13 protein-coding genes are annotated in these 18,898 nt (G+C 69.7%); 6 read left to right on the forward strand and 7 right to left on the reverse strand.

Annotated elements, in window-relative coordinates; genetic code table 11:
- Positions 1–138 precede the first annotated feature (138 nt).
- A complete protein-coding gene (locus OEB96_RS40310) occupies positions 139–1,005 on the forward strand; it encodes a class I SAM-dependent methyltransferase (RefSeq protein WP_266222250.1) in 867 nt (288 codons plus the stop codon).
- A gap of 17 nt (positions 1,006–1,022) precedes the next feature.
- Here OEB96_RS40310 and OEB96_RS40315 read toward each other — a convergent pair whose 3' ends face one another.
- The 4 genes from OEB96_RS40315 to OEB96_RS40330 all read right to left on the reverse strand — a co-directional run bounded on the left by OEB96_RS40315 (position 1,023) and on the right by OEB96_RS40330 (position 5,136).
- Positions 1,023–1,685 (reverse strand): TetR/AcrR family transcriptional regulator, encoded by a 663-nt coding sequence (locus OEB96_RS40315; protein ID WP_266222251.1) that lies wholly within the window; start codon positions 1,683–1,685, stop codon positions 1,023–1,025.
- Positions 1,686–1,742: 57 nt separating this feature from the next.
- Complete coding sequence (locus tag OEB96_RS40320; RefSeq protein ID WP_266222252.1) at positions 1,743–2,318, reverse strand: hypothetical protein; 576 nt, start codon at positions 2,316–2,318, stop codon at positions 1,743–1,745.
- A 322-nt stretch (positions 2,319–2,640) separates the two neighbouring features.
- Entirely contained in the window at positions 2,641–3,288 is a 648-nt protein-coding gene (locus OEB96_RS40325; RefSeq protein ID WP_266222253.1) for a response regulator transcription factor, read from the reverse strand.
- A gap of 384 nt (positions 3,289–3,672) precedes the next feature.
- Positions 3,673–5,136 (reverse strand): PAS domain-containing sensor histidine kinase, encoded by a 1,464-nt coding sequence (locus OEB96_RS40330; protein ID WP_266222254.1) that lies wholly within the window; start codon positions 5,134–5,136, stop codon positions 3,673–3,675.
- A gap of 124 nt (positions 5,137–5,260) precedes the next feature.
- Here OEB96_RS40330 and OEB96_RS40335 point away from each other — a divergent pair, with 124 nt between their 5' ends.
- The 4 genes from OEB96_RS40335 to OEB96_RS40350 all read left to right on the forward strand — a co-directional run bounded on the left by OEB96_RS40335 (position 5,261) and on the right by OEB96_RS40350 (position 13,714).
- Positions 5,261–6,022 carry a Stp1/IreP family PP2C-type Ser/Thr phosphatase gene (locus OEB96_RS40335; RefSeq protein ID WP_266222255.1) on the forward strand — a complete coding sequence of 254 codons (762 nt, stop codon included), beginning with the start codon at positions 5,261–5,263 and terminating at the stop codon, positions 6,020–6,022.
- Positions 6,023–6,422: 400 nt separating this feature from the next.
- On the forward strand, positions 6,423–7,037 hold the full coding sequence (locus OEB96_RS40340) for a TetR/AcrR family transcriptional regulator (protein WP_266222256.1): 615 nt from the start codon (positions 6,423–6,425) through the stop codon (positions 7,035–7,037).
- A gap of 278 nt (positions 7,038–7,315) precedes the next feature.
- Positions 7,316–11,374, forward strand: a complete 4,059-nt coding sequence (locus OEB96_RS40345; RefSeq protein ID WP_266222257.1) for a thrombospondin type 3 repeat-containing protein — start codon at positions 7,316–7,318, stop codon at positions 11,372–11,374.
- A 150-nt stretch (positions 11,375–11,524) separates the two neighbouring features.
- Positions 11,525–13,714 (forward strand): hypothetical protein, encoded by a 2,190-nt coding sequence (locus tag OEB96_RS40350; RefSeq protein WP_266222258.1) that lies wholly within the window; start codon positions 11,525–11,527, stop codon positions 13,712–13,714.
- On the opposite strand, the gene OEB96_RS40355 is transcribed toward OEB96_RS40350, so the two are convergent.
- The 3 genes from OEB96_RS40355 to OEB96_RS40365 form a co-directional block, all read right to left on the reverse strand.
- Positions 13,690–15,795: an FHA domain-containing protein gene (locus OEB96_RS40355; RefSeq protein WP_266222259.1), complete on the reverse strand. Its 2,106-nt coding sequence runs from the start codon at positions 15,793–15,795 to the stop codon at positions 13,690–13,692. The two genes, OEB96_RS40350 and OEB96_RS40355, sit on opposite strands and share 25 nt — an antisense overlap.
- A gap of 136 nt (positions 15,796–15,931) precedes the next feature.
- Positions 15,932–16,888 carry an FHA domain-containing protein gene (locus OEB96_RS40360; RefSeq protein WP_266222260.1) on the reverse strand — a complete coding sequence of 319 codons (957 nt, stop codon included), beginning with the start codon at positions 16,886–16,888 and terminating at the stop codon, positions 15,932–15,934.
- A gap of 74 nt (positions 16,889–16,962) precedes the next feature.
- Entirely contained in the window at positions 16,963–18,006 is a 1,044-nt protein-coding gene (locus OEB96_RS40365; RefSeq protein ID WP_266222261.1) for a class I SAM-dependent methyltransferase, read from the reverse strand.
- A 140-nt stretch (positions 18,007–18,146) separates the two neighbouring features.
- Here OEB96_RS40365 and OEB96_RS40370 point away from each other — a divergent pair, with 140 nt between their 5' ends.
- Positions 18,147–18,854: a TetR/AcrR family transcriptional regulator gene (locus tag OEB96_RS40370; RefSeq protein WP_266222262.1), complete on the forward strand. Its 708-nt coding sequence runs from the start codon at positions 18,147–18,149 to the stop codon at positions 18,852–18,854.
- Positions 18,855–18,898 lie beyond the last annotated feature (44 nt).

Genomic DNA, 18,898 nt, shown 5'->3' on the forward strand with positions numbered 1-18,898 from the left:
GCCGGGATCCGGTTCGTGGCCCCGAACGTAAGGCGCGACCCCAGGCTGTCAACGCCGGACTCGCTCACGCGGCACACCAAGCCGGGCCGCGCACGTCCGATACGACACCGCAAGGCTTGCGCTGCTAGCATCCCATCCATGCGCGAAGGCTGGCCCAGCCTCACCGCCGTCGCCGTCGCCGTCGCGCGCGGCATCGGCACGGACTCCGACCACGTCGATCCCATCGCCCCCGACCTGCTGCCGCCGCCGCTCGGCCGCGCGCTGCGTTGGGTAGCCGCCGCCCATGCGCCCCCGGCCGTTCGCACCGCGCTGCGCGTGGCGACCCTGGGCATGGTCGATCACGTGAGCCTCCGCCGCGCCGCCATCGACGAGGCGCTCGAGCAGGCCATCGCCGCCGGCGCCACCCAGCTCGTGGTGCTCGGTGCCGGGCTCGACGCTCGGCCGTGGCGGCTGGCCACGCTGCGAGGGGTGACCGTGTTCGAGGTCGACCATCCCGCCACCCAGCGCGGCAAGCAGCGCCGCGTGGCCCAGCGCCCTGCGCTCGCGGCCGACGTGCGCTTCGTTGCGGTGGACTTCGAGCGCGACGCCCTCGCCGAGCGCCTCGCCAGCTCGGGTCACGACCCCACCGTGCGCACCGCCTGGATCTGGGAGGGCGTCACCCCCTACCTGCATCCCGCCGCGATCGAGGCCACCCTCGCCGATGTCGGCGATCGCTCGGCCCCCGGCAGCCGCTTGCTGGTGACCTACGCCGTGCCCGAGTTGGTGCCGTGGGATCTTCCCGGGCTCGGCGCTCTCACCAAGGCCGGCTTCGCCGCGCTCGGCGAGTCGCTCTACGGAGCGATGACCACCGAGGCCCTCGCCGAGCGTCTCGCCGCGCATGGTCTGGTGATGCGCGAGGACTCCGGCAACGCGGAGTGGGCCGTGCACCATCCCGGCAACCCGTGGCTCGCCCGGGTCTTCAGCGCCGAGCGCCTCGCGGTGGCCGAGAAGGTCCACGACGCCTGAGCAGGGCTGTCGGCCCGCTATGCGGGCGCGACCACGCGCCGCAGCAGATCGACCAGCGTGCCCACCAGGGCCGGCGTCGGCCCTTCGCCTGCCTCGCCCATCGCAGCTCCGATGTCGGCCTCACCGGCCGACGCCGTCAGCAAGCGCCGCGCCACCCAGCGATCGATCGCCTCCCCCACCGCCAGCGTGACCGCCAGCAGCAGATCATCGGGCAGATCGTCTCGCACCGCGCCCGCCTCGCGCCCGCGCACGAGCACGCCCTGGATCCACGTGGCCGCGCGCTCGTGCACCGCCGCCATCAGCTCGGGCGCCTCGGCCGACACCCGCGGATCGAGCAGCGCCGGCATCAGCATCGACACCCGCGGCTGCGCGAGCATGCTCGACCACGCCGACAGCGTGAGCGACTCGATGCTCGCCCAGAACTCCGCGGGTCCGCCGACCTCCGGCAGCGACGGCAGCGCATCGAACAGCCGCGCGACCGCATCCTCCACCACCGTCGCGTAGAGGTCTTGCTTGTCGTCGAAGTAGTAGTACATCGCGCCCTTGGAGAGCCCGGCGCGCTCGATGATGCGGTTGTACGACGCCCGCGCGAATCCATGCTCGCCCACCTCGGCCGCCGCCGCATCGAGGATCGCCTCGCGGCGCTCCGGCGGCAGTCGCTCGAATCGAGGTCGAGGCACGTCCACCGCAGCGTAGCATCGTCCCCTCATGCGCCGACGGGCCCACGCCCCGCCGACTCAGAAGGCGACGCCCAGCGCCGTGTGGGCGGCGGGGAAGAAGGTCCGGGTGCCGAGCCCATCGACCGTGTAGTGGATGTACTGGACCCCGAGACCGCCGCTCAGGACGAACCACCCGCGGAGGATCCCCGTGTATCCGCCGAGCGCGCTGACGTAGCCGCCGACGTTGGTCACACCGGAGTCCGCGCGGAGGTAGGCGAGCACCCCGCGGGCCATCACCCACCAGCCCTTCGGCGCGCCGCCGCGGATGAACCAGCGAGCACCCAGCTCGACCCCATAGCCGCGGTAGCTGGAGGTCGCGTCGAGGTCGAGGAGGCCATTGAAGAGGCGGAGCGAGGGCCCGAAGTAGATCGAGGCGTGATCACCGAGGGCACGCTCGACCTGGAGATGAACGTAGCCGAGCGCGGTGGTCAGTGGATCGATCTGGAGGGTCCACCGCGGGCGCTTCGCCTGGAGTTCCACGGGTGCTCCAGCGTTCGCCTCCGCCGGGTCGTCGTTGGGGGTCACGGCGGAGCTCTCGTCATCCGCCTGGAGCGGCGCCTGTGCAGGCGCGGCATCGAGTCGTGCGTGCGCCATGGGGAACGAGGGCCACGCCAGGGCCAGGCTTAGGCCTGCGAAGCCGCGGAACTGCAAGACATGCATCGTCCCGTCGAGCGGCTACCGCAGCGCCCGCTCGGCTGTCAACCATGGTCCTTCAGGCCGCTGCATGCGGGGCGAGCACAGCACACCCCCTCGGTCGCCCACCAACCATGCCCCCCTTCGGGGGGCAACCTCGCCGCCTGCTTGCCTACCGCTGCATGCGGGGCGAACACAGCACACCCCCTCGGTCGCCCACCAACCATGCCCCCCTTCGGGGGGCAATCTCGCCGCCTGCTTGCCTACCGCTGGACGCGGGGGGCTAAGCAGGATTCCCAGCCTCACGCTCGACCCACCGAATCGCGTACCGCACCATCTCGGTGCCCGAGCGCAGCCCGAGCTTCTCCTTGATGCGATGGCGGTGGGTCTCGACCGTCTTGACGCTCACCGAGAGCTGCTTGGCAATCTCCCGCGTGGGCTGCCCTCGCCCCACCAGCTCGAACACCTCGAGCTCGCGATCGCTGAGGCTCTCGACGGCCGACGTCGGCGCGTTGGGACCGGGCTCGGCCGCACGCTGGATCAAGGTGCTGCGCAGGTGCTCACTGACGTAGATCTCGCCCTTGCGAACCTGTCGAATGGCCTCGATGACCTCGTCGGTCTCCTCGCCCTTCATCACGTAGCCCCGCGCCCCCGCCCGCAAGGCTCGCTCCGCATAGAACAGCTCGTCGTGCATGGTCAGCACCAGCGCGATCACGGACGGATGGCGTCGGCCGATCTCCTTGAGGAGGTCGAGCCCACTGCCGCCCGCGAGCGAGAGGTCGACCACCGCCACGTCGGGCTCTTGCTCGGCCATCAGCGCAAGCGCCCCCTGCGAGTCGGCAGCTTGACCGATCACCCGAAGATCGGGGCTCTTGTTGATGAGTGAAGCCAAGCCCTGACGGACCAGCGGATGGTCGTCGATGATCAGCACCCCGACTCGATCGTCCTGCGGTTGGGTGCCTACCTCTGTCGTTGCTTCGTTCATTGACCCCTCGTGCGTCACGAATATAGCAGCCTCGAGTCGGCGCGCCGTGAAGGAAGCCCCCATGTGGCTCACACTGGGACGTCCCGAGCGACCGCTCGCAAGTGACCTCCTGCACGTATCCTGGGCATTCGTAGCACCCCGCCCCATCGGGGCAAGCTGCCCCCGGGACGACGGTGCATCCCGACGCACGGGGCGGCCCAAAACAGGGTCTTCACCGTCCGGAACCGCCTTCATCCCTCGGGCCTGGAGCCGACGACACGACCCCGCAAGCGCCATCGGCCGCAGCCATCGCAGGCGATGACTCCCGGCCCGGCCGCCGATGCCCAGCGGCTAGGCGCTCGGATCCTCGTTCTCGGGCTCGTCGCCGACCGAGCGTGCCGCCGGCAGCGGCGACGATGTCGACCGCAGGTTCGCGAACCGATCCCGACCGACCGCGCCCTTGGGCAAGACGCACTCCACTCGGGTTCCCCCGTCGTCGTCGACGTCCTCGATGACGATCTTGGCGCCCACCGTCTCGGCCCGCAGCTTCATCAAGCGCAGACCCAGGCCATCACCGGTTGGCCGGGACGAGCGCAGGCCGATCCCGTCGTCCTCGATCGTCAGGCGCAGGGACTCGTCGGCGTCGGTCTCGAGGCGGATGGTGATCCGCGAGGCCTTGCCGTGCTTGAGTGCGTTGTTGGTCGCCTCCTGAGCGATGCGGTAGAACGCGGTGGCGGTCGCGTCGTCGGGCACGCGCGCCACCTGCTCGCCCTGGAACTCGCAGTCGATCCCGAACACCTCGCGAGTTCGCTCGGCGAGGTTCTCGAGCGCCGGCGTCAGCTCCGTGCCGTGCACGCCGACCGGCGCCAGGCCGTGCGCGAGGGCCCGCGAGTGCCCGACCGCTTCCTTGACCAGCTTGACGATCTCGCGGGCCTCGGCCGCCTCGGGCAGCCCCCGCTCGTTGAGGCTGCGCTCGAGCCCCTTGGCCAGGAAGGCCATGCCCGTCAGGTGCTGCCCCAGGCCATCGTGGAGATCTCGCCCGATGCGGCGGGCCTCCTGCTCGGCGGCCTCGAGCGCCGCCTTCTCCAGCCGCTGGCGATCGGTCACGTCGCGCGCCAGCGCCAGGATCCGGGGCTCGCCCGCCGAGTCCCAGAACGGCCCGAGGTGCAGCTCGACGGGGAAGGTGCTGCCGTCCTCGCGCACGTGCGCAGCCGCGTGCGTCTCGGACTGGCCGGGGTCGAGGCGATCGAGCATCTCCCACAGCATCTCGATCTCCAGGCCCTGGCACAGCTCCACGAGGTTCATCTCGAGCACCTCCTCGCGGGAGTAGCCGAGGCTGTCGCACGCCTGGCGGTTGACGTCGACCAGCCGGCCGTCCTCGTCGCACACGAAGATCCCGTCGACTGCCTGCTCGACCAGCTGACGAAAGCGCGCCTCACTCCGCTCGAGCGCCTGGTGCCAGCGCAGCTGCTCGCTCATGTCGATGACCATCCGCATCGCCCGGTCGGGGCCCAGCGGGATGGTGCGGGCCTGCCAGAAGCGGCGCCGGCCGCCGGCCGAGCTCACGTGCTCGGTGAACACCACCGAATCGGTCCGGATCGACCGCTCGACGCAATCCCGGATCGCGTCGGCCTGCGAGGGGCTGAGGACATCGGAGATTCGCCGACCCACCGAGCCCTTGGGATCGATGCCGAAGTCCTCGACCCGGCGTCCGCGCACCGCGAGGATGGTCCCGTCGGTCGACAGCTCGAGGAACAGCTCGGGGAGCGCCGTACGGCGGGTCTCTTCGTCCCCCTCGAGTGGGCCTCCGTCCATCTCCCTCATCCTACCTTGGCGGGTCCACCGCGGGGACGCCACCGCGCGTTCGGCCGGCCCGACCGGTCTTGGCACGGATGGGGAGGGGTCGACGGGGCGCCGGGTTTGCTATCATCCCCGCGCCGTGCGCATCCGTTACGCCGCCCGCACCGACGTGGGCATGGTCCGTGCCCACAACGAGGACTACTTCGCCCTCATCGAGGACGAGCGTCTGTTCATCGTCGCCGACGGGATGGGTGGCCATGCGTCCGGGGACATCGCCAGCAAGATGTCGGCCGACATCATCGGCGAGTTCTATCGCATCACCCGCGATCCCGAAGCTCCCTGGCCGTTCCCGTACGACAACACGCTGAGCTACGCCGAGAACCGGATGGTGTCCTCCATCCGGCTGGCCAACGCCAAGATCAACCACGCGGCCTCCAAGCACCGCAGCCAGCGTGGCATGGGCACCACCGTGGTGGCCTTCAGCCTCAACGGCGACCGTGCCTACGTGGCCCATGTCGGAGACTCGCGCTGCTACCTGATTCGGCGCGGGCGCATCCAGGCCCTCACGCGCGATCACTCGCTGCTCGAGGACTACAAGGATGCACGACCCGATCTCACCGAGGAGGAGATCCGCGACTTCCCCCACAAGAACGTGATCACCCGGGCCCTGGGCATGCGTGACTCGGTCGAGGTCGACCTCTGCGAGATCGAGATCGAGGACGGCGACCGCTACATGCTGTGCTCGGATGGCCTGTGCGGCATGCTCGAGGACGAGGAGATCCTCGACATCGTGCTGGCCTCCCCCGATCCGGAATCGGCGGTCCGCGAACTGATCGACCGCTCCAACGAAGCCGGCGGTACGGACAACATCACGGCGATGCTCGTCGAGTGCGCGTTTTAGTTTTAGCCCCCCGCCACCGGCTCGGGCTTGCGGTGCAGCCAGCTCGCCCCCCAAAGGGGGGCGTTGGGGAGCCATTTCGTGGCGTTTTGCCTTTGGCGCCCCGGCAAACGGCTCGGGCTTGCGGTGCAGTCGGCTCGCCCCCAAAGGGGGGCGTTGGGGAGCCATTTCGTGGCGTTTTGCCTTTGGCGCCCGCCGCCGGCTCGGGCTTGCGGCGCAGCCAGCTCGCCCCCAAAGGGGGTGTTGGGAGCCATTTCGTGGCGCTTGCCTTTGGCGCCCGGCACCGGCTCGGGCTTGCGGTGCGGCAAACGGCCAGCTCGCCCCTTACTTATCCCTTGCAATCCGCGCGTTTTGCGCTAGGATTCCCTTCCTTCTTTGATCGGCTTGCCCCCCACGATCGACAATGACACGACGACCCGATCCTGCCGCTTCGCGGCGCTCCATCCTCGATGCTGCCCGTGAGTGCTTCTCGGCGACCGGCTATGCCGGTACGTCGATGCACGACATCGCCAAGGCGGCCGGGGTCACTCAAAGCCTCATCCACCACCACTTCGGACCCAAGGATGCCCTGTGGGCCGAGGTCCGCCGGCATGCCTTCGGGCAGTACGTACAGCAGCAGCGGCAGCTCATCCAGGCGGTGACCGCCGAGCCCACGGGGCTTCGGACCGCCATCGACGCCTACTTCCGCTTCCTGTCGACCCATCCCGACGTGCTGCGGCTGGTCGCCTGGCTCGAGCTCGACGAGCCCGCCAAGCTCTCGGACGATCTCTTGCAACTCCACACCGAAGGCGAGGCGATGGTCGAGGACCTCCAGGCCGCCGGCCACCTGCGACGGGATCTACCGGCCCGCTTCGTGCTGGTCGCCTTGCTGACCCTCATTCGCAACTGGTTCGAGGAGCGCAACGTGGTTCAGGACGAGTCGGATCCCCAGCAGGTGGCCGAGATCGACGCGGCCTACCAGAACGGCCTGTGGATCGCGTTCACCGAGGGCTTGCTGGCGCGGCCTCGGGCTGCCTGACCCCCCGGCAGATCGCGCCATGAGCGCGTACTCCTTCGGGACGTGCAAGGGATCCGTACCACGGCCGTTGCCGTCCGCGGGGGTTTCGCGGTAACTCGCACACATGACCGGGTCGCGATGCTCCCGGTACCCTCCTCAACCTTGGCCCACCTCTCCTAGACTCGACGGGGACCTCGACGGGGGCCCGCCTGGGGTGTGTACGAAGACAGGCCTCGTATCGTAGGCTACGCCGGTCACCGACCCCCAACGGGGAAGGTCCGAGAACGGACGAAGGGTTCATGACCAATAAGGCAGCGAAGGGCATTTCGGGCGCGCGGCGGATGGTCGCTGGAGCGCTGTTGCTGACCGGGGTCTCGGTGGGCGCTACGGGGTGCATCGAGGACTCCGATTGCGGCATCTGCGATCCGGACAACCTGGTGCTCGAGAGCATCTCGGGCATCAACTACGCCTCGCGGAAGATCAACGTCCTCAACCCGCAGTGCGAGGGCAGCGACTGTCCGGCCGACTTCAGCTCGGGCTCCTACTTCATCCAGGAGATCGGGCCGTGCGAGGAGACCGAGCAGGCGCTCGAGTCGCCCCGCGGCACCGAGGAGTTCTGCAAGATCTCCCCGCTCGTCACGGCGTTCGGCATCGAGTTCGTGTTCAACAACCTGCTCGACCCCACGTCCATCGAGCTCGTTCGCAAGCGGCCCGACAACCCGCAGCTGTTCGAGGTCTACGACTGGAAGCACCAGGTGCTCGAGATCGAGGGGCCGATCACCCGCTTCAACGGTGACTTCGTCAAGGGCGCCACCGAGGAGCCCGACCTCATCACGCGGCTGGTCAACCTCTCGTGCATCGACAACCTCCGCGGCGAGGGGATCGCCTTCGATCACACCAGCTACGAGGATCCGACGACCAACCCCTGCAACGCGGTCGGGCCCAACGGCCTGCCCCGCAAGATGCAGGAGCAAGGGACCTTCAAGTCCTATCCCGGACGCTGGACGGTGGGCGGAAGCTCCTGCGACACGCCCGAGGAAGGCCCCGACACCTGCTGCTCGCGCTGCGACTTCCTGCTGTCGACCGGCGTGGCCAAGTACGGCTTGACCGGCCCCGCGCCCGAGGGGGCCAGCCTGCGCGACCTGCAAGACGCGGGGCTGCTGCGCAACCCCAACGCCGGCACCGCCATCCTCTGCGACCCGACGCTGGACATCTTCAGCCAGTGCGCCGACTTCATCCCCTGGACCGACCGTAGCGAGCAGGATCTCACCTACGAGTACTACTGGGACTGCCCCCCGAGCGATCCCTCCTGCGAGCCCGGGACCTACGCCACGCCGTACTACGACCGGCTGCGCGAGACCTTCCCGAGCGACCGGCCCGGGTTCCTCGAGCGCGCCAACGTGCCGTGCACCAGCAACACCCAGTGCCGCAGCGAGAACGGCCGCGACCTGCCGGGCACCGACTGCATCGGCCGCACCGCCGAGGGCGTGGCGTGCTCGCCCGAGGCCGACCCGGAGAACTGCACCGGCGGTACCTGTGTGGCCGAGTGGTTCGTCACCTGCCGTACCGACACCCAGACCCTGGGTGACGCCGATCCGTCCACCGAGGCCGTCGAGGGCTACTGCGCCGATCAGCGCTTCTCCGACCGCGGCGCCGGGGCCTGCTTGCGCTCGCGCGCCAGCTTCGACGCGCTGTGCGACGAGAACGGCAACAACTGCTCGACCGCTCCGGCCAACACCCGGCTGGCGTTCTGCGATCACAACGAGGACGGCACGATGGTGGCGGCCGAGTGCTGTCAGGCATCGCTGCAAGACGGCCTGGACAGCGCCACCTCCGAGGCCTGCGACCCGTTCTTCCAGAACGTGAGGCCGGTCGGCATCTACGACCGCAACGACACCCTGCCCGAGAACACCAAGAACTGCATCTGCCCCTCGGGCGGCACCACCTGGGGCAACGTCCAGGGCGACGAGGACTTCGCCGACTGCCTCGATGCGGTGCGCGTGGGCTGCTTCGAGGCCGACGACATCGCCAGCAACGGCGACTCCGCGCGAGCCCGCGAGGAGCGCGCCAACCAGTACGCGGTGAAGTTCGTGTCCCGCGTGGGCGGTGTGGTCTACGACCCGGCCATCAAGGGCTTCGAGTGGCGCCCCGCCGACGTGGGCGGCGTGCCCCGAGCCGACATCGAGTCGTGCGCCGAGGACCGCGGGCTCATCGGCCAGCGCAACATCGAGGACGGCTGGCGAGCCAACGACACGTTCGCCCCCGAGAACATCGAGGACTACGACCGCGGCCTGTGCTCGGGCTCCGAGTACACCGTGCACTTCAAGGTGCCCGAGGACGGCGGCCAGTTCGTCCAGGACAAGGTGGGCAACACCCTCGCGGGCAAGGCCAGCTACACCTTCCAGACCCCGGAGTTCCACGTGGAGCCGGGCAGCGGCTTCCCGAGCGACAACCTCCGCATCGGCGCCTGCAACGACTTCTCCATCCGGTTCTCCAACAAGTACGACATGAGCCCGGAGAACCTGGAGAAGATCCAGATCTGGCAGATCGACCGGGATCTCGCCTACCCCAACGACTTCATCACCCTGATTGCCGGTGGTGCCGGCTGCGCCGAGACCAAGGAGGAGCTCGAGGCCAACGACAGCCTGGTTCCCTGCATCACGGTCGACGTCGGCAACCAGGCGATCGGCGAGGTGGGCCTCGAGATCGACCCCACCGTGTTCGGCCCCGTGCTCGACACGGGCATCAGCTACCGCGTGTGGGTCCCGGGCCTGAGCAGCCGGTCGGAGATGTCCGACCCCGTCAAGTACCAGCAGGCGTTCTGGGACGTCTGCGGCATGCCGCTCATCACCGGTGGCGCCTCCACCCCCGACCATCTCTACGACTTCACGGTCGACCAGCCCAAGTGCAAGGAAGACCAGGACCTCGACACCGTCCAGCTCAGCTGTGACAACGCGCCGGACTTCTTCAACCCCGACCAGGGCGACATCGACCGCGACGGCTTCGGCGACGTGATCGACCTGTGCCCCACGCGTCCGGGCTCGTCCGACGACACCGCCGACTCCGATGACGACGGCGTGGGCAACGAGTGCGATACCTGCCGCCAGGCGTCGCGCAACTACAACGAGGACGATGCAGCCCCCATGGGCTACATGACCGTCCGCAACATCCCGTTCCAGGACGACAGCGACCAGGACGGCATCGGCGATGTCTGCGACAACTGCGTGCTCACGCCCAACTGCGAGGAGTACGGACCGAGCAATCCGTGGTCGATCGGTGACCCCATCGAGTACGACGACGGCGTGCTCTGCCAGCTCGATGCCAATGCCAACATGGTCGGCGACGTCTGCGACGGCACCATGCCCAACGACTTTGCCGCCGGGCCGATCGGCCTCGGCCCCGACGACGACTTCGACCAGGACGGCCTGTCCAACGTGGTCGATGCGTGCCCCCGCCAGCCGGTGGCGCTGACTCAGGACGAGCTCATCACCTGCATGTCCGACGCCGACTGCCCCACGAGCCGCAAGTGCGAGACCGCGTTCGGCGTCTGCGACCACCTCGACACCGACGGCGACGGCGTGGGCAACGTCTGCGACACCTGCCCGTTCACCGAGAACCCGCTGCAGGTGGCCGATGGCGCCATGCAGGAGGGCGACGACACCGACGGCGACTTCATCGGCAATGCCTGTGAGACGCACTCGTCGTGTGAGCGCCGCACCGACTCCCGACCGTTCTCGTTCTACGAGTACGCGGCCAACGGGTACTGCTGCACGGTGCAGCTGTTCGAGGGCGACAATGGCGACCTGTTCATCAACCTCCCGCCGCGCGCCGACGGGGAGCCGCAGCCGACCCCGCCGCTGCTCGATCCCACCGGGGCACCGGTCCGGGTCGAGTGCAGCGAGACGGACGAGGATGCCGGGGTGTGCCGCAAGCTGCCCACCACCGTGGCCGTCTCGCCGGGTGTGCTCACCCCGCCCGAGGGCTGCGACGAAGTGCTCGCCGGGATCGACCCGCGCGACAACCCCAAGCTCACCCCCGAAGACGTGGGTGACGACCTCGAGGCCCTGTGGGACAAGATGTGCTTCCTACCGCCTTGGGATCAGGACTACGACGGCCTGGGCGACAAGTGCGATCTCTGCGAGTTCGACTTCGACCCCGAGAACCTGCCGTTCATCGATGCCAACGGCCGCGTGTGGCCCAACGACGGCAAGTTCTGCAACGGCGAGTTCAGCGTCGAGAACAAGCCGGCCTGCAAGGATGAAGACGAGCCCCTGCCCACCGGTGGCGAGACCGAGGGCGGCTCGGGTGACTCGGGCGGCTCGGGCGGTTCGGGCGGTGGCTCGGGCTCGGGTGGCTAGAGCCGCTGGCCGGTAGACAGCAAACAGCCAGGTGCCCCCCAAGGGGGGCTTGAGAGGGGCCCTTCGGGGCCCCTTTGCCTTGGTAGGCGCGCAGACAGCCACGGGGGCACCGATCGCGCTCCGGGTCGCCGTATAAAGGAAGGGATGCCCATGCCATCCGTTCGCTGGCTCCTGCTGCCGTTGGTCCTGGCCACGTGCCAACGTCCCGGCCCCGGGCCCAGCACGCCATCCGACGCCGAGGCTCCCGAGCCTCCCGCGGCCCAACCGCGCGAGCCCACCCCGGCCGCCGATCCGACCCACCCCCTCGAGCTCGTCCCCGCCCGCGCCCGGGTGATGCTGATGGCCCGCAGCCCGCAGCGGCTGGCCCAGGTGTGGGGACGCGACCAGATCATGGGCCGCTTTCCCTCGCACTACGAGCGCCTCGTGTCCGAGATGGAGCGGGACATCGGCCACGACCTACTCGACCCCAACGAGCTGGCGGCCCTGGGGTTGGACCCAACCGCCCCCATGGGCCTTGCCGTGCTGAGCTTCCAGGACGAGGCGGTGGTCCTGTTCGGCGGCGCCCCCGACCCCCAGCGGATGCTCGACGGAATCGGAGGCCTGTTCGCAGCGCGGGGCCTGAAGCTGGAGAGCCCGCAGGCGGCGGGCGAGGCCACGCTGCAGCGGCTGACCGAGGACGTCACGCTGGTGCTGCGACACCGCATGGCCGCGCTGGTGCTCGTCGATCGCCATCGCCAGGGCATGCCGGACTACGCCAGGGAGATCGCCCGCATCGACCCGGCGCAGTCGCTGGCCCACGCCCACGCCATGCAGCGCGCGCACACCGGCCTGCCCCACGAGGCCGATCTGCAGGGCCTGCTCGACGTCGCGGGGCTCGTGGCCGATGCGTTCGAACACTCGCGCCGCATCGAGCAGGAGGCCCTGGCCGACCAGGGTCGCATGCTGGCCGAGGCCCGTCAGCGCGGGGCCTCGACCGAGGAGCTCGAGAGCATCCAGCAGAGCCTGCAGCAGCAGCAGGCGTTCATGGCGAGACGGCAGCGCGAGCAGCAGATCGCCGAGCTGTTGCTGTCGCGAACCCTGGGCGCGATCGAGGGCATCGGCTTGGCGGTGGACGCGGACGATCGCGGCCTACGAGGCCGCATCCACCTGGCCCTGGGCCCCGACGCGGCGTTTCGCGACCTGCTCGTGGACTCGCCTCGGCCTCCCGCCGCCCTGGCCGCGCTGACCGACGCGCCGCAGCTGGTGATGTCGGGCGAGCTCGACGTGGGGGTGGCGATCGACCTGTTCGCCCAGGCCGCCCTGGCGGCCGGAGCCTCGTATGCCGAGGTCAACGAGGAGGCTCGCAAGGGGCTGGGCCTGGACTTCGACCGCCAGCTACGGCCCCTGCTCGACGGCCGCGCGACCTTTGCCCTCACCTCCCGCCCCCTGCCCGCAAAGGCGCGCACCAAGGACTTCGCCAGCACCCTGGGCGGCATCGTGGCGGTGGGAGTCGAGGACGAGGCCAAGGCCAAGGCGCTGCTGCAGGAAGTCGTGGCCAAGCAACGCGACCACGACAAGGGCATGCCATCCTCGGTTCGGATCGAGGCCGCCGAGGAGATCGGCGGCTTCGTCATCACGCTTCCGGAGGCACCGGGAACGCTGTGGGTGGGCGTGGTCGCCAAGCAGCTCGTGGCGAGCAACGACCTGCCGACCCTGCGCCGCCTCCGTGACGGTCAGGCCGGGCCGGCGGGGAGCCAGCTCGTCGACCCCGAGGCCTGGCAACGGCTGACGGAGGGCCCGGGCGCGGCACGCCTGGCCATGCACCACCGCCTGCCGCTGGCGACCGTGTTTGCGTTCCTCGCGGGCTTCGACGCGTTCGACTTCGTGCCCGACGTCGACGACGAGCTGCGCGAAGAATTTCCCGAGGACGACCTGTTCTCGATCCCTCGCGGCAAGGCCACGGTGCGCCTGCAAGCCCAGCTCGACCGCGCCCTGCAGAAGAAGCGCCAGCTCCGACGCCAGCGCAGCGAGGAGCAGCAGATGCAGGCGTGGACCGTGGCCGACGCGCTGGGCATGACGGCCGGCGTGGTGCGCAAGACCGACACGGGCTTGATGATCGAGGGCGGTCACTACGTGAAGGGGGGCCTGGCCGGCTACGTGGAGGGAATGATCTCGCTCTCCGAGCTCGAGGACGAAGCCCGCACGAGCGTCGACGCCGAGCTCGAGCGCGCCACGCAGCGCGCCGACGAGACCCGCGAGCGCCTGTTGAAGGCGCGACGAAAGGAGATCCGCAAGGCGCTCTCCAAGCGATCCTCGACGAGTTCTGCGGTGCGCGCTCAGCCCGACGACGGTGCGCGATAGCGAGGCGCGCCAACGAACACCAGACCCAGTGCGGCTTCGTGCGGCTGCGACCACACGACGCGGGCGTCGAGCACGATGGCGCGCGCCGAGGACTCGGGAAGCGCGACGGCGTTGGCCTCGGGGAGCTCGACCGAGAGCGACACGACGTCACCGGCCACCAGCGAGCAATCGCCATGGGTGATCCTGGCACCTCCCGCGCTCAGGTCTTCGATCTTGACCGCGGCGGGCCCGGCCACCATGCCCTCGGGCGGCACGAGCAGCGCCGGGACGGCGCAGACGAAGCGATGGTAGCGACGCATGGCCGCCCGCTCGTCGCCTCCGGGGGGGCGCTGCTCCAGCTGGCGCTCGAGCTCGGCACAGCGCTCGGTGGCGGTCGGCCCGAGCGCTCGCCCCAGCAGCGCACGCGCTCGCAGCTCGCGATACTCCACGATCTCGGCCAGCCGCTCGAGCCCTTCGCGGCGTCGGTGCTCGCGATCGCCACCGGGCACCGGCTCCCCGGGCACCGCGATGCTCTCCGATGGGCTCGAGCGGGCGCGCACGGGAGCATCGCCCTCCTCGGGGGCGGGGCCATCGCCCTCCTCGGGGGCCGCATCCCGTTGGATTCGAAGCGTGTCCTCGTAGGCGATGGCCGTCGGGGCGTGCCGGGTCCATCGCTTGGCTCGGGTGATCCGCGGCCGCGTGCGTGCGTCGAGCTCGTCGTCGTCGTCGGCGGCGACCGGAGCGGGGGCCGGGTCGTGGACCGCGGGCACCTCCTCGGTCGGCGTGCCCGAGCCGCCGGATCGGTCGACGCGACGCACGCTGGGCACCGTCGTCATCGCGTCGACCTCGGCTCCCTGGTCTGGCGCCGGGCATGACGCGAGTCGGGGTCCATCGACGATCGCACCGTACTCCGCGGTGATGCCCTTGCGCGGAGGGATGCTCCCCGGGCCAGCCGACGTCGGGGTCAGCATCGGGGACAGCATCGGGGCGTGCGATGGCTCGACTCTCGGCAGTCCCGCGGCGGTGGCCCCCGGGCGCATGCCGCCCGGAGTGATCAGCGGCCGAGGGACGCGAACCCATCCTCCTCCCAGCGCGGCAGGAGGTTGCACCGCGTCGGCGGCACCGAGCTCCACTCCTGCCGGCGCGGCGGGGGCCATGCGTCCCGAAGGGCCGTCGGGGGCCATGCCGTGGCTTCGCTCGGATCGGGTCGGGCTGGCCGTACCCGTGGCTTGCAGCCATGACGTGGGCATTGCCGTGATCCGATCCCGGCGTCCTCGCCCCTCGGCGTACGTGCCCACGAGGCCTTGCGTGGAACTCGCATCGATGCCACGCCCTCCCGTGCCACGTGGCCGGCGGTCGCGAATGACCGAGGCCTCCTCCCGACTGGGATGACTGGAATGGCTGGTAGGGCTGGGATGCCTCGGATGCTGCGGCCAGCGCTCCTGCCCGGTCGCGCTCGGCTCGTCGCCGCGAGGCGGCGTGGTCGGGGTCGGCCGACGAATCGACGCGGGGTCGATCGCGTCCTCGGCCGAGAGCGCCGGATACTCCTTGGTGCGCGAGCGCGTCTCGACTCCCGTCGAACGCTCCGGAGGCACGGCCGCCGAGGCGGCACCGGGCCGCGCGCCCGAGGGGGCTGGTGCCGCGGCCTGCGGTCGGGAGTGAGCCCGTAGGTTCTCGCCCACCATGCCGTCGAGCCCCTGGGTGATGCGAGCCCGGATCGCCGCGAGCTCCCGCTTGTGCGGTACGGTTTGACGCAGTGAGTCACCCGAGGTGACCTTGCGCTGGAACACCTCGGAGGTCACCACGTCGTCGTCGCGGTTCTCGAACACGAAGCGGGCTCGCATGAAGCGAATCACCTCGCCCTCCTCGAGCACGTGACGCTCCACTCGCTCGCTCTCGACGAACGTACCGTTGTCGCTCGAGAGATCGACCAGCACCACGCTGCCGTCGGCCTCGCACGAGATCCGAGCGTGGTGCCGCGACACCCCCTCGTGGAGGATCTGAATGTCGCAATCGCTTGCACGGCCGACCAGCGTGCGCTCGCCGAGCACGTAGAGAGCCCCCACCTGGGAGCCGGAGATTGCGCGCAGCACGTGTGGCATGGACGCCGAGGGGGAGCAAGAGTCTATCAGCCCCCGCCCAAGACGCTCGTCTCGGGCGCCCGGCCGCACGCCCGCAATTCGTTCGTCGACGCGCGAAATCGATTTCGCCTGGCTCGGCCGACGACGCTGCAGAACCTCAGGCGGGCAGGCCCTCCCACTCCGCGACGCCGGCGAACTGAAGGCCCAATTCGGTCCCCGTCACCCAGGCGACACGGGTGGGAAACACCAACGTCCGCGAGCGCGCCCCCTGGGCCACGTCGATGACCAGCCACGCGACCACGCCCTCTTCCATGGGGTGATCGCGCCAGTTGAGCTTGGCTCCGCCCACGCCGAAGTCCAGCACGACCACGGTCGCCGAGTCCTCGTTGGAGCCCTCGAGCCAGCGCACGCGCGCGGGAAATCGGCAGCGAAACCGCATGAAGCGGCGCAGCCCGGCGTAGGGGCTGGGGTCGTCCGGGGTCTGCCGAAACACCTCGGTGAACCGTCGCAGCAAGCCTTGCTCGACGGGAGACAGCACGTCCCGCCGGGTCATCCGCAGCTGGAGATCGCGATAGATGAGGATGTCTCCGACCAGGTCGCCGCGATACGGCGATCCATCGTGGCGAAGGGCGGTGAGCCGGCTTCGTTCGAAGATTCGCGCGACGGGACGAGCCGCCGAGGCCGACGGCGAGACATCGGGATCGGGCGGAGTCTCGCGCGTCTTGGACTGCGGAGGAGTCCGCTCGAAGTCGAGGGTTCGGCGCAACGTGCGGCCGTTGGTGACCTTCACCGCCCATACGTCCGAGTGCGTCTCCTCCTCGCCCTCGGGGATGACCTCGTACACGAAGCGGCTCCGCATGATGCGGAACTCGTCGCCCGGCCGCAGCACGTGGCGCTCGACCCGAGCGTCGCCGACGAAGGTGCCGTTGTTGCTGCGCAGATCGACCAGCACGTGCCGGCCGGACTCATCGACGATCTTGGCGTGCTTGCGGGAAACACCGTCGTTGATGATCTGGATGTCGCAATCCCCCGCGCGTCCGAGGATGGCTCGGTTCCTCAGCACGTAGACGGCGCCTTCGAGGGGGCCCGCGGTAGCTCGAAGCTGCCAGGTCATGGAAAGCACTACGCTCCGCCGAAATGATACCGTAGCGTGCTCATGTGCGCGACGTTACGGGATCGGCAGCGCCCTCACTCCGCCCCGGTCGGCGATGCGGGGCGACGAGCGCTGACCACCTTGGAGAGGAACATGCGCTCGTTTCCGTCCACCTCGAAGCCCGCCTCGGCCAGGGCGCAGCCGAGCTCGTCGCCGAGGTACTCGCGGTAGAACGGCTCGTGCATCTCGGCGGAGAAGCGCGCCATGAACGTGTCGAGCCCCCCGGTGTCATTGGACTGGATCGAGTCCTCGATGACCAGGCACCCGCCGGGACGAAGCACGCGGTACATCTCGGCGAAGACCCGGCGCCGAGCGTTTCGCGGCAGCTCGTGGAACAGGTACACGCTGCACACGGCGTCGAAGCTCGCGTCCGGCAGCGGCAGCGCCTCGGCGTTGGCGGGGACGAGCGCGACTCGACCACGACGGCCCAGCCGCTCGCGTGCAACGTCGAGGTAGTAGGGGCTGAGATCCACGCCCGTGTAGTCGGCATCGGGCAGCGCCCGCAGGAGCTGCTCGCCCGCGCGACCGGTGCCGCACGCGACCTCCAGCACTCGCAGGGGTCGCGGGCAGGTGCGGGCATGGGCCACCAGCGGAGGGATGATCTGCCGGCGCATCACATCGGCCGTGCCGCCGAACAGGAACTCCACCCCCACGTCGTACAGCTCGGCCGAACGGCGGCTGAGGTAGCCGTCGCTCTGCCAGTGGAACGTGCGGCGGTAGTAGGGCGGATACCGCTCGAGGTCGACGTCTCGAGGCAGGTCCTTGTAGTCGGCTCGCCTCATGCGGCGGACGACGTTGGGCAAGTCTCGGACCAGACGCGGCAGCGCCCGTGCGTAGGTGATGTACGGGATCTGGAACAGCAGCGAGCGGGGATAGACCCCGGCCTCGACGTTGGCTTGATCGCGCTCGAGCAAGCGTTCGAAGCTCCGCCGAAGGTCGCGCTGCTGGGCTCGGGAGGGCATGCGGTCGTCGCCCAGGGCGACGCGTCGGGTGAGGCGCTGGACCGCCGCCGCCGCCCCATGCAGCGAGCGTTGCTGACCGCGGTACGCCAGGTGCAGGGCATCGGTCACGAGGCTCATACGCCGCCATTATAGGGGCCACTTGGCCACGTGCCCCGGATTGCGCGTAGTTCGCACGAATCTCGGCGTTGACGGCCTGTCTACCGAGTGGTAGAGAACAACCGAACGGTTGGTAGTCCAGCCGTGGTCTCCTTGCCACCATGCCCGCCGAGCGTTCCAAAGGGGCCGACATCACGCAGCAGATCCTCGCCCACGCCACCCGGCTGTTTGCCGCGCGGGGCTTCGTGGGGGCCTCGCTGCGCGACATCGCCAAGGCGGTGGGCATTCGCAAGCCGTCGCTGCTCTACCACTTCAACTCCAAGGACGACCTGCGGCGCGGCGTGCTCGAGAACATGCTGGGGCACTGGAACGAGGTGGTGCCACGCTTGCTCAAGGCCGCCACGTCGGGACACGAGCAGTTCGAGGCGGTCGCGACCGAGACCATCGAGTTCTTCCGAACCGACCCCGACCGCGCCCGCCTGCTGCTGCGCGAGCTGCTCGATCGACCCGAGGAGATGGAGCCGCTCATCGAGACCCACGTGCAGCCGTGGACCAAGATCATCTGCGACTACATCCGCAAGGGTCAGCAGCAGGGGCGGGTCCACCCCGACATCGATCCCGAGGCCTACGTCGTCCACATGATCACCTTGATGGTGTGCGGCGTGGCGCTGCAGGACAGCATCATCGCGCTGATGCCCGCGAGCCCGAGCACCGATCGCGGCGAGCTGACGACGCGCTACGTGGTCGAGCTGCTGCGAGTGGCTCGCGCGGGGCTGTTCATGCGTACCGAGCCCCCCGCCACCGCCATCGAGCAAGCCACCGCCGAGCTGCCCCCCAAGGGGGGCGAGGATCGTGAGGCCTCGGAGTAGGCACGCGTCCTGTCACCTCTCACCCACCCCCGCCACTCACTCCC

The organism is Paraliomyxa miuraensis, assembly GCF_026337845.1.
Lineage (GTDB): Bacteria > Myxococcota_A > Polyangia > Nannocystales > Nannocystaceae > Paraliomyxa > Paraliomyxa miuraensis.

Excerpts from the sequence above, each read along its gene's own strand:
- OEB96_RS40310 (WP_266222250.1), top strand. The coding sequence starts at position 139 with ATGCGCGAAGGCTGGCCCAGCCTCACCGCCGTCGCCGTCGCCGTCGCG.
- OEB96_RS40320 (WP_266222252.1), bottom strand. The coding sequence starts at position 2,318 with ATGGCGCACGCACGACTCGATGCCGCGCCTGCACAGGCGCCGCTCCAG.
- OEB96_RS40330 (WP_266222254.1), bottom strand. The coding sequence starts at position 5,136 with ATGGACGGAGGCCCACTCGAGGGGGACGAAGAGACCCGCCGTACGGCG.
- OEB96_RS40340 (WP_266222256.1), top strand. The coding sequence starts at position 6,423 with ATGACACGACGACCCGATCCTGCCGCTTCGCGGCGCTCCATCCTCGAT.
- OEB96_RS40345 (WP_266222257.1), top strand. The coding sequence starts at position 7,316 with ATGACCAATAAGGCAGCGAAGGGCATTTCGGGCGCGCGGCGGATGGTC.
- OEB96_RS40350 (WP_266222258.1), top strand. The coding sequence starts at position 11,525 with ATGCCATCCGTTCGCTGGCTCCTGCTGCCGTTGGTCCTGGCCACGTGC.
- OEB96_RS40355 (WP_266222259.1), bottom strand. The coding sequence starts at position 15,795 with ATGCCACACGTGCTGCGCGCAATCTCCGGCTCCCAGGTGGGGGCTCTC.
- OEB96_RS40360 (WP_266222260.1), bottom strand. The coding sequence starts at position 16,888 with ATGACCTGGCAGCTTCGAGCTACCGCGGGCCCCCTCGAAGGCGCCGTC.
- OEB96_RS40365 (WP_266222261.1), bottom strand. The coding sequence starts at position 18,006 with ATGAGCCTCGTGACCGATGCCCTGCACCTGGCGTACCGCGGTCAGCAA.
- OEB96_RS40370 (WP_266222262.1), top strand. The coding sequence starts at position 18,147 with ATGCCCGCCGAGCGTTCCAAAGGGGCCGACATCACGCAGCAGATCCTC.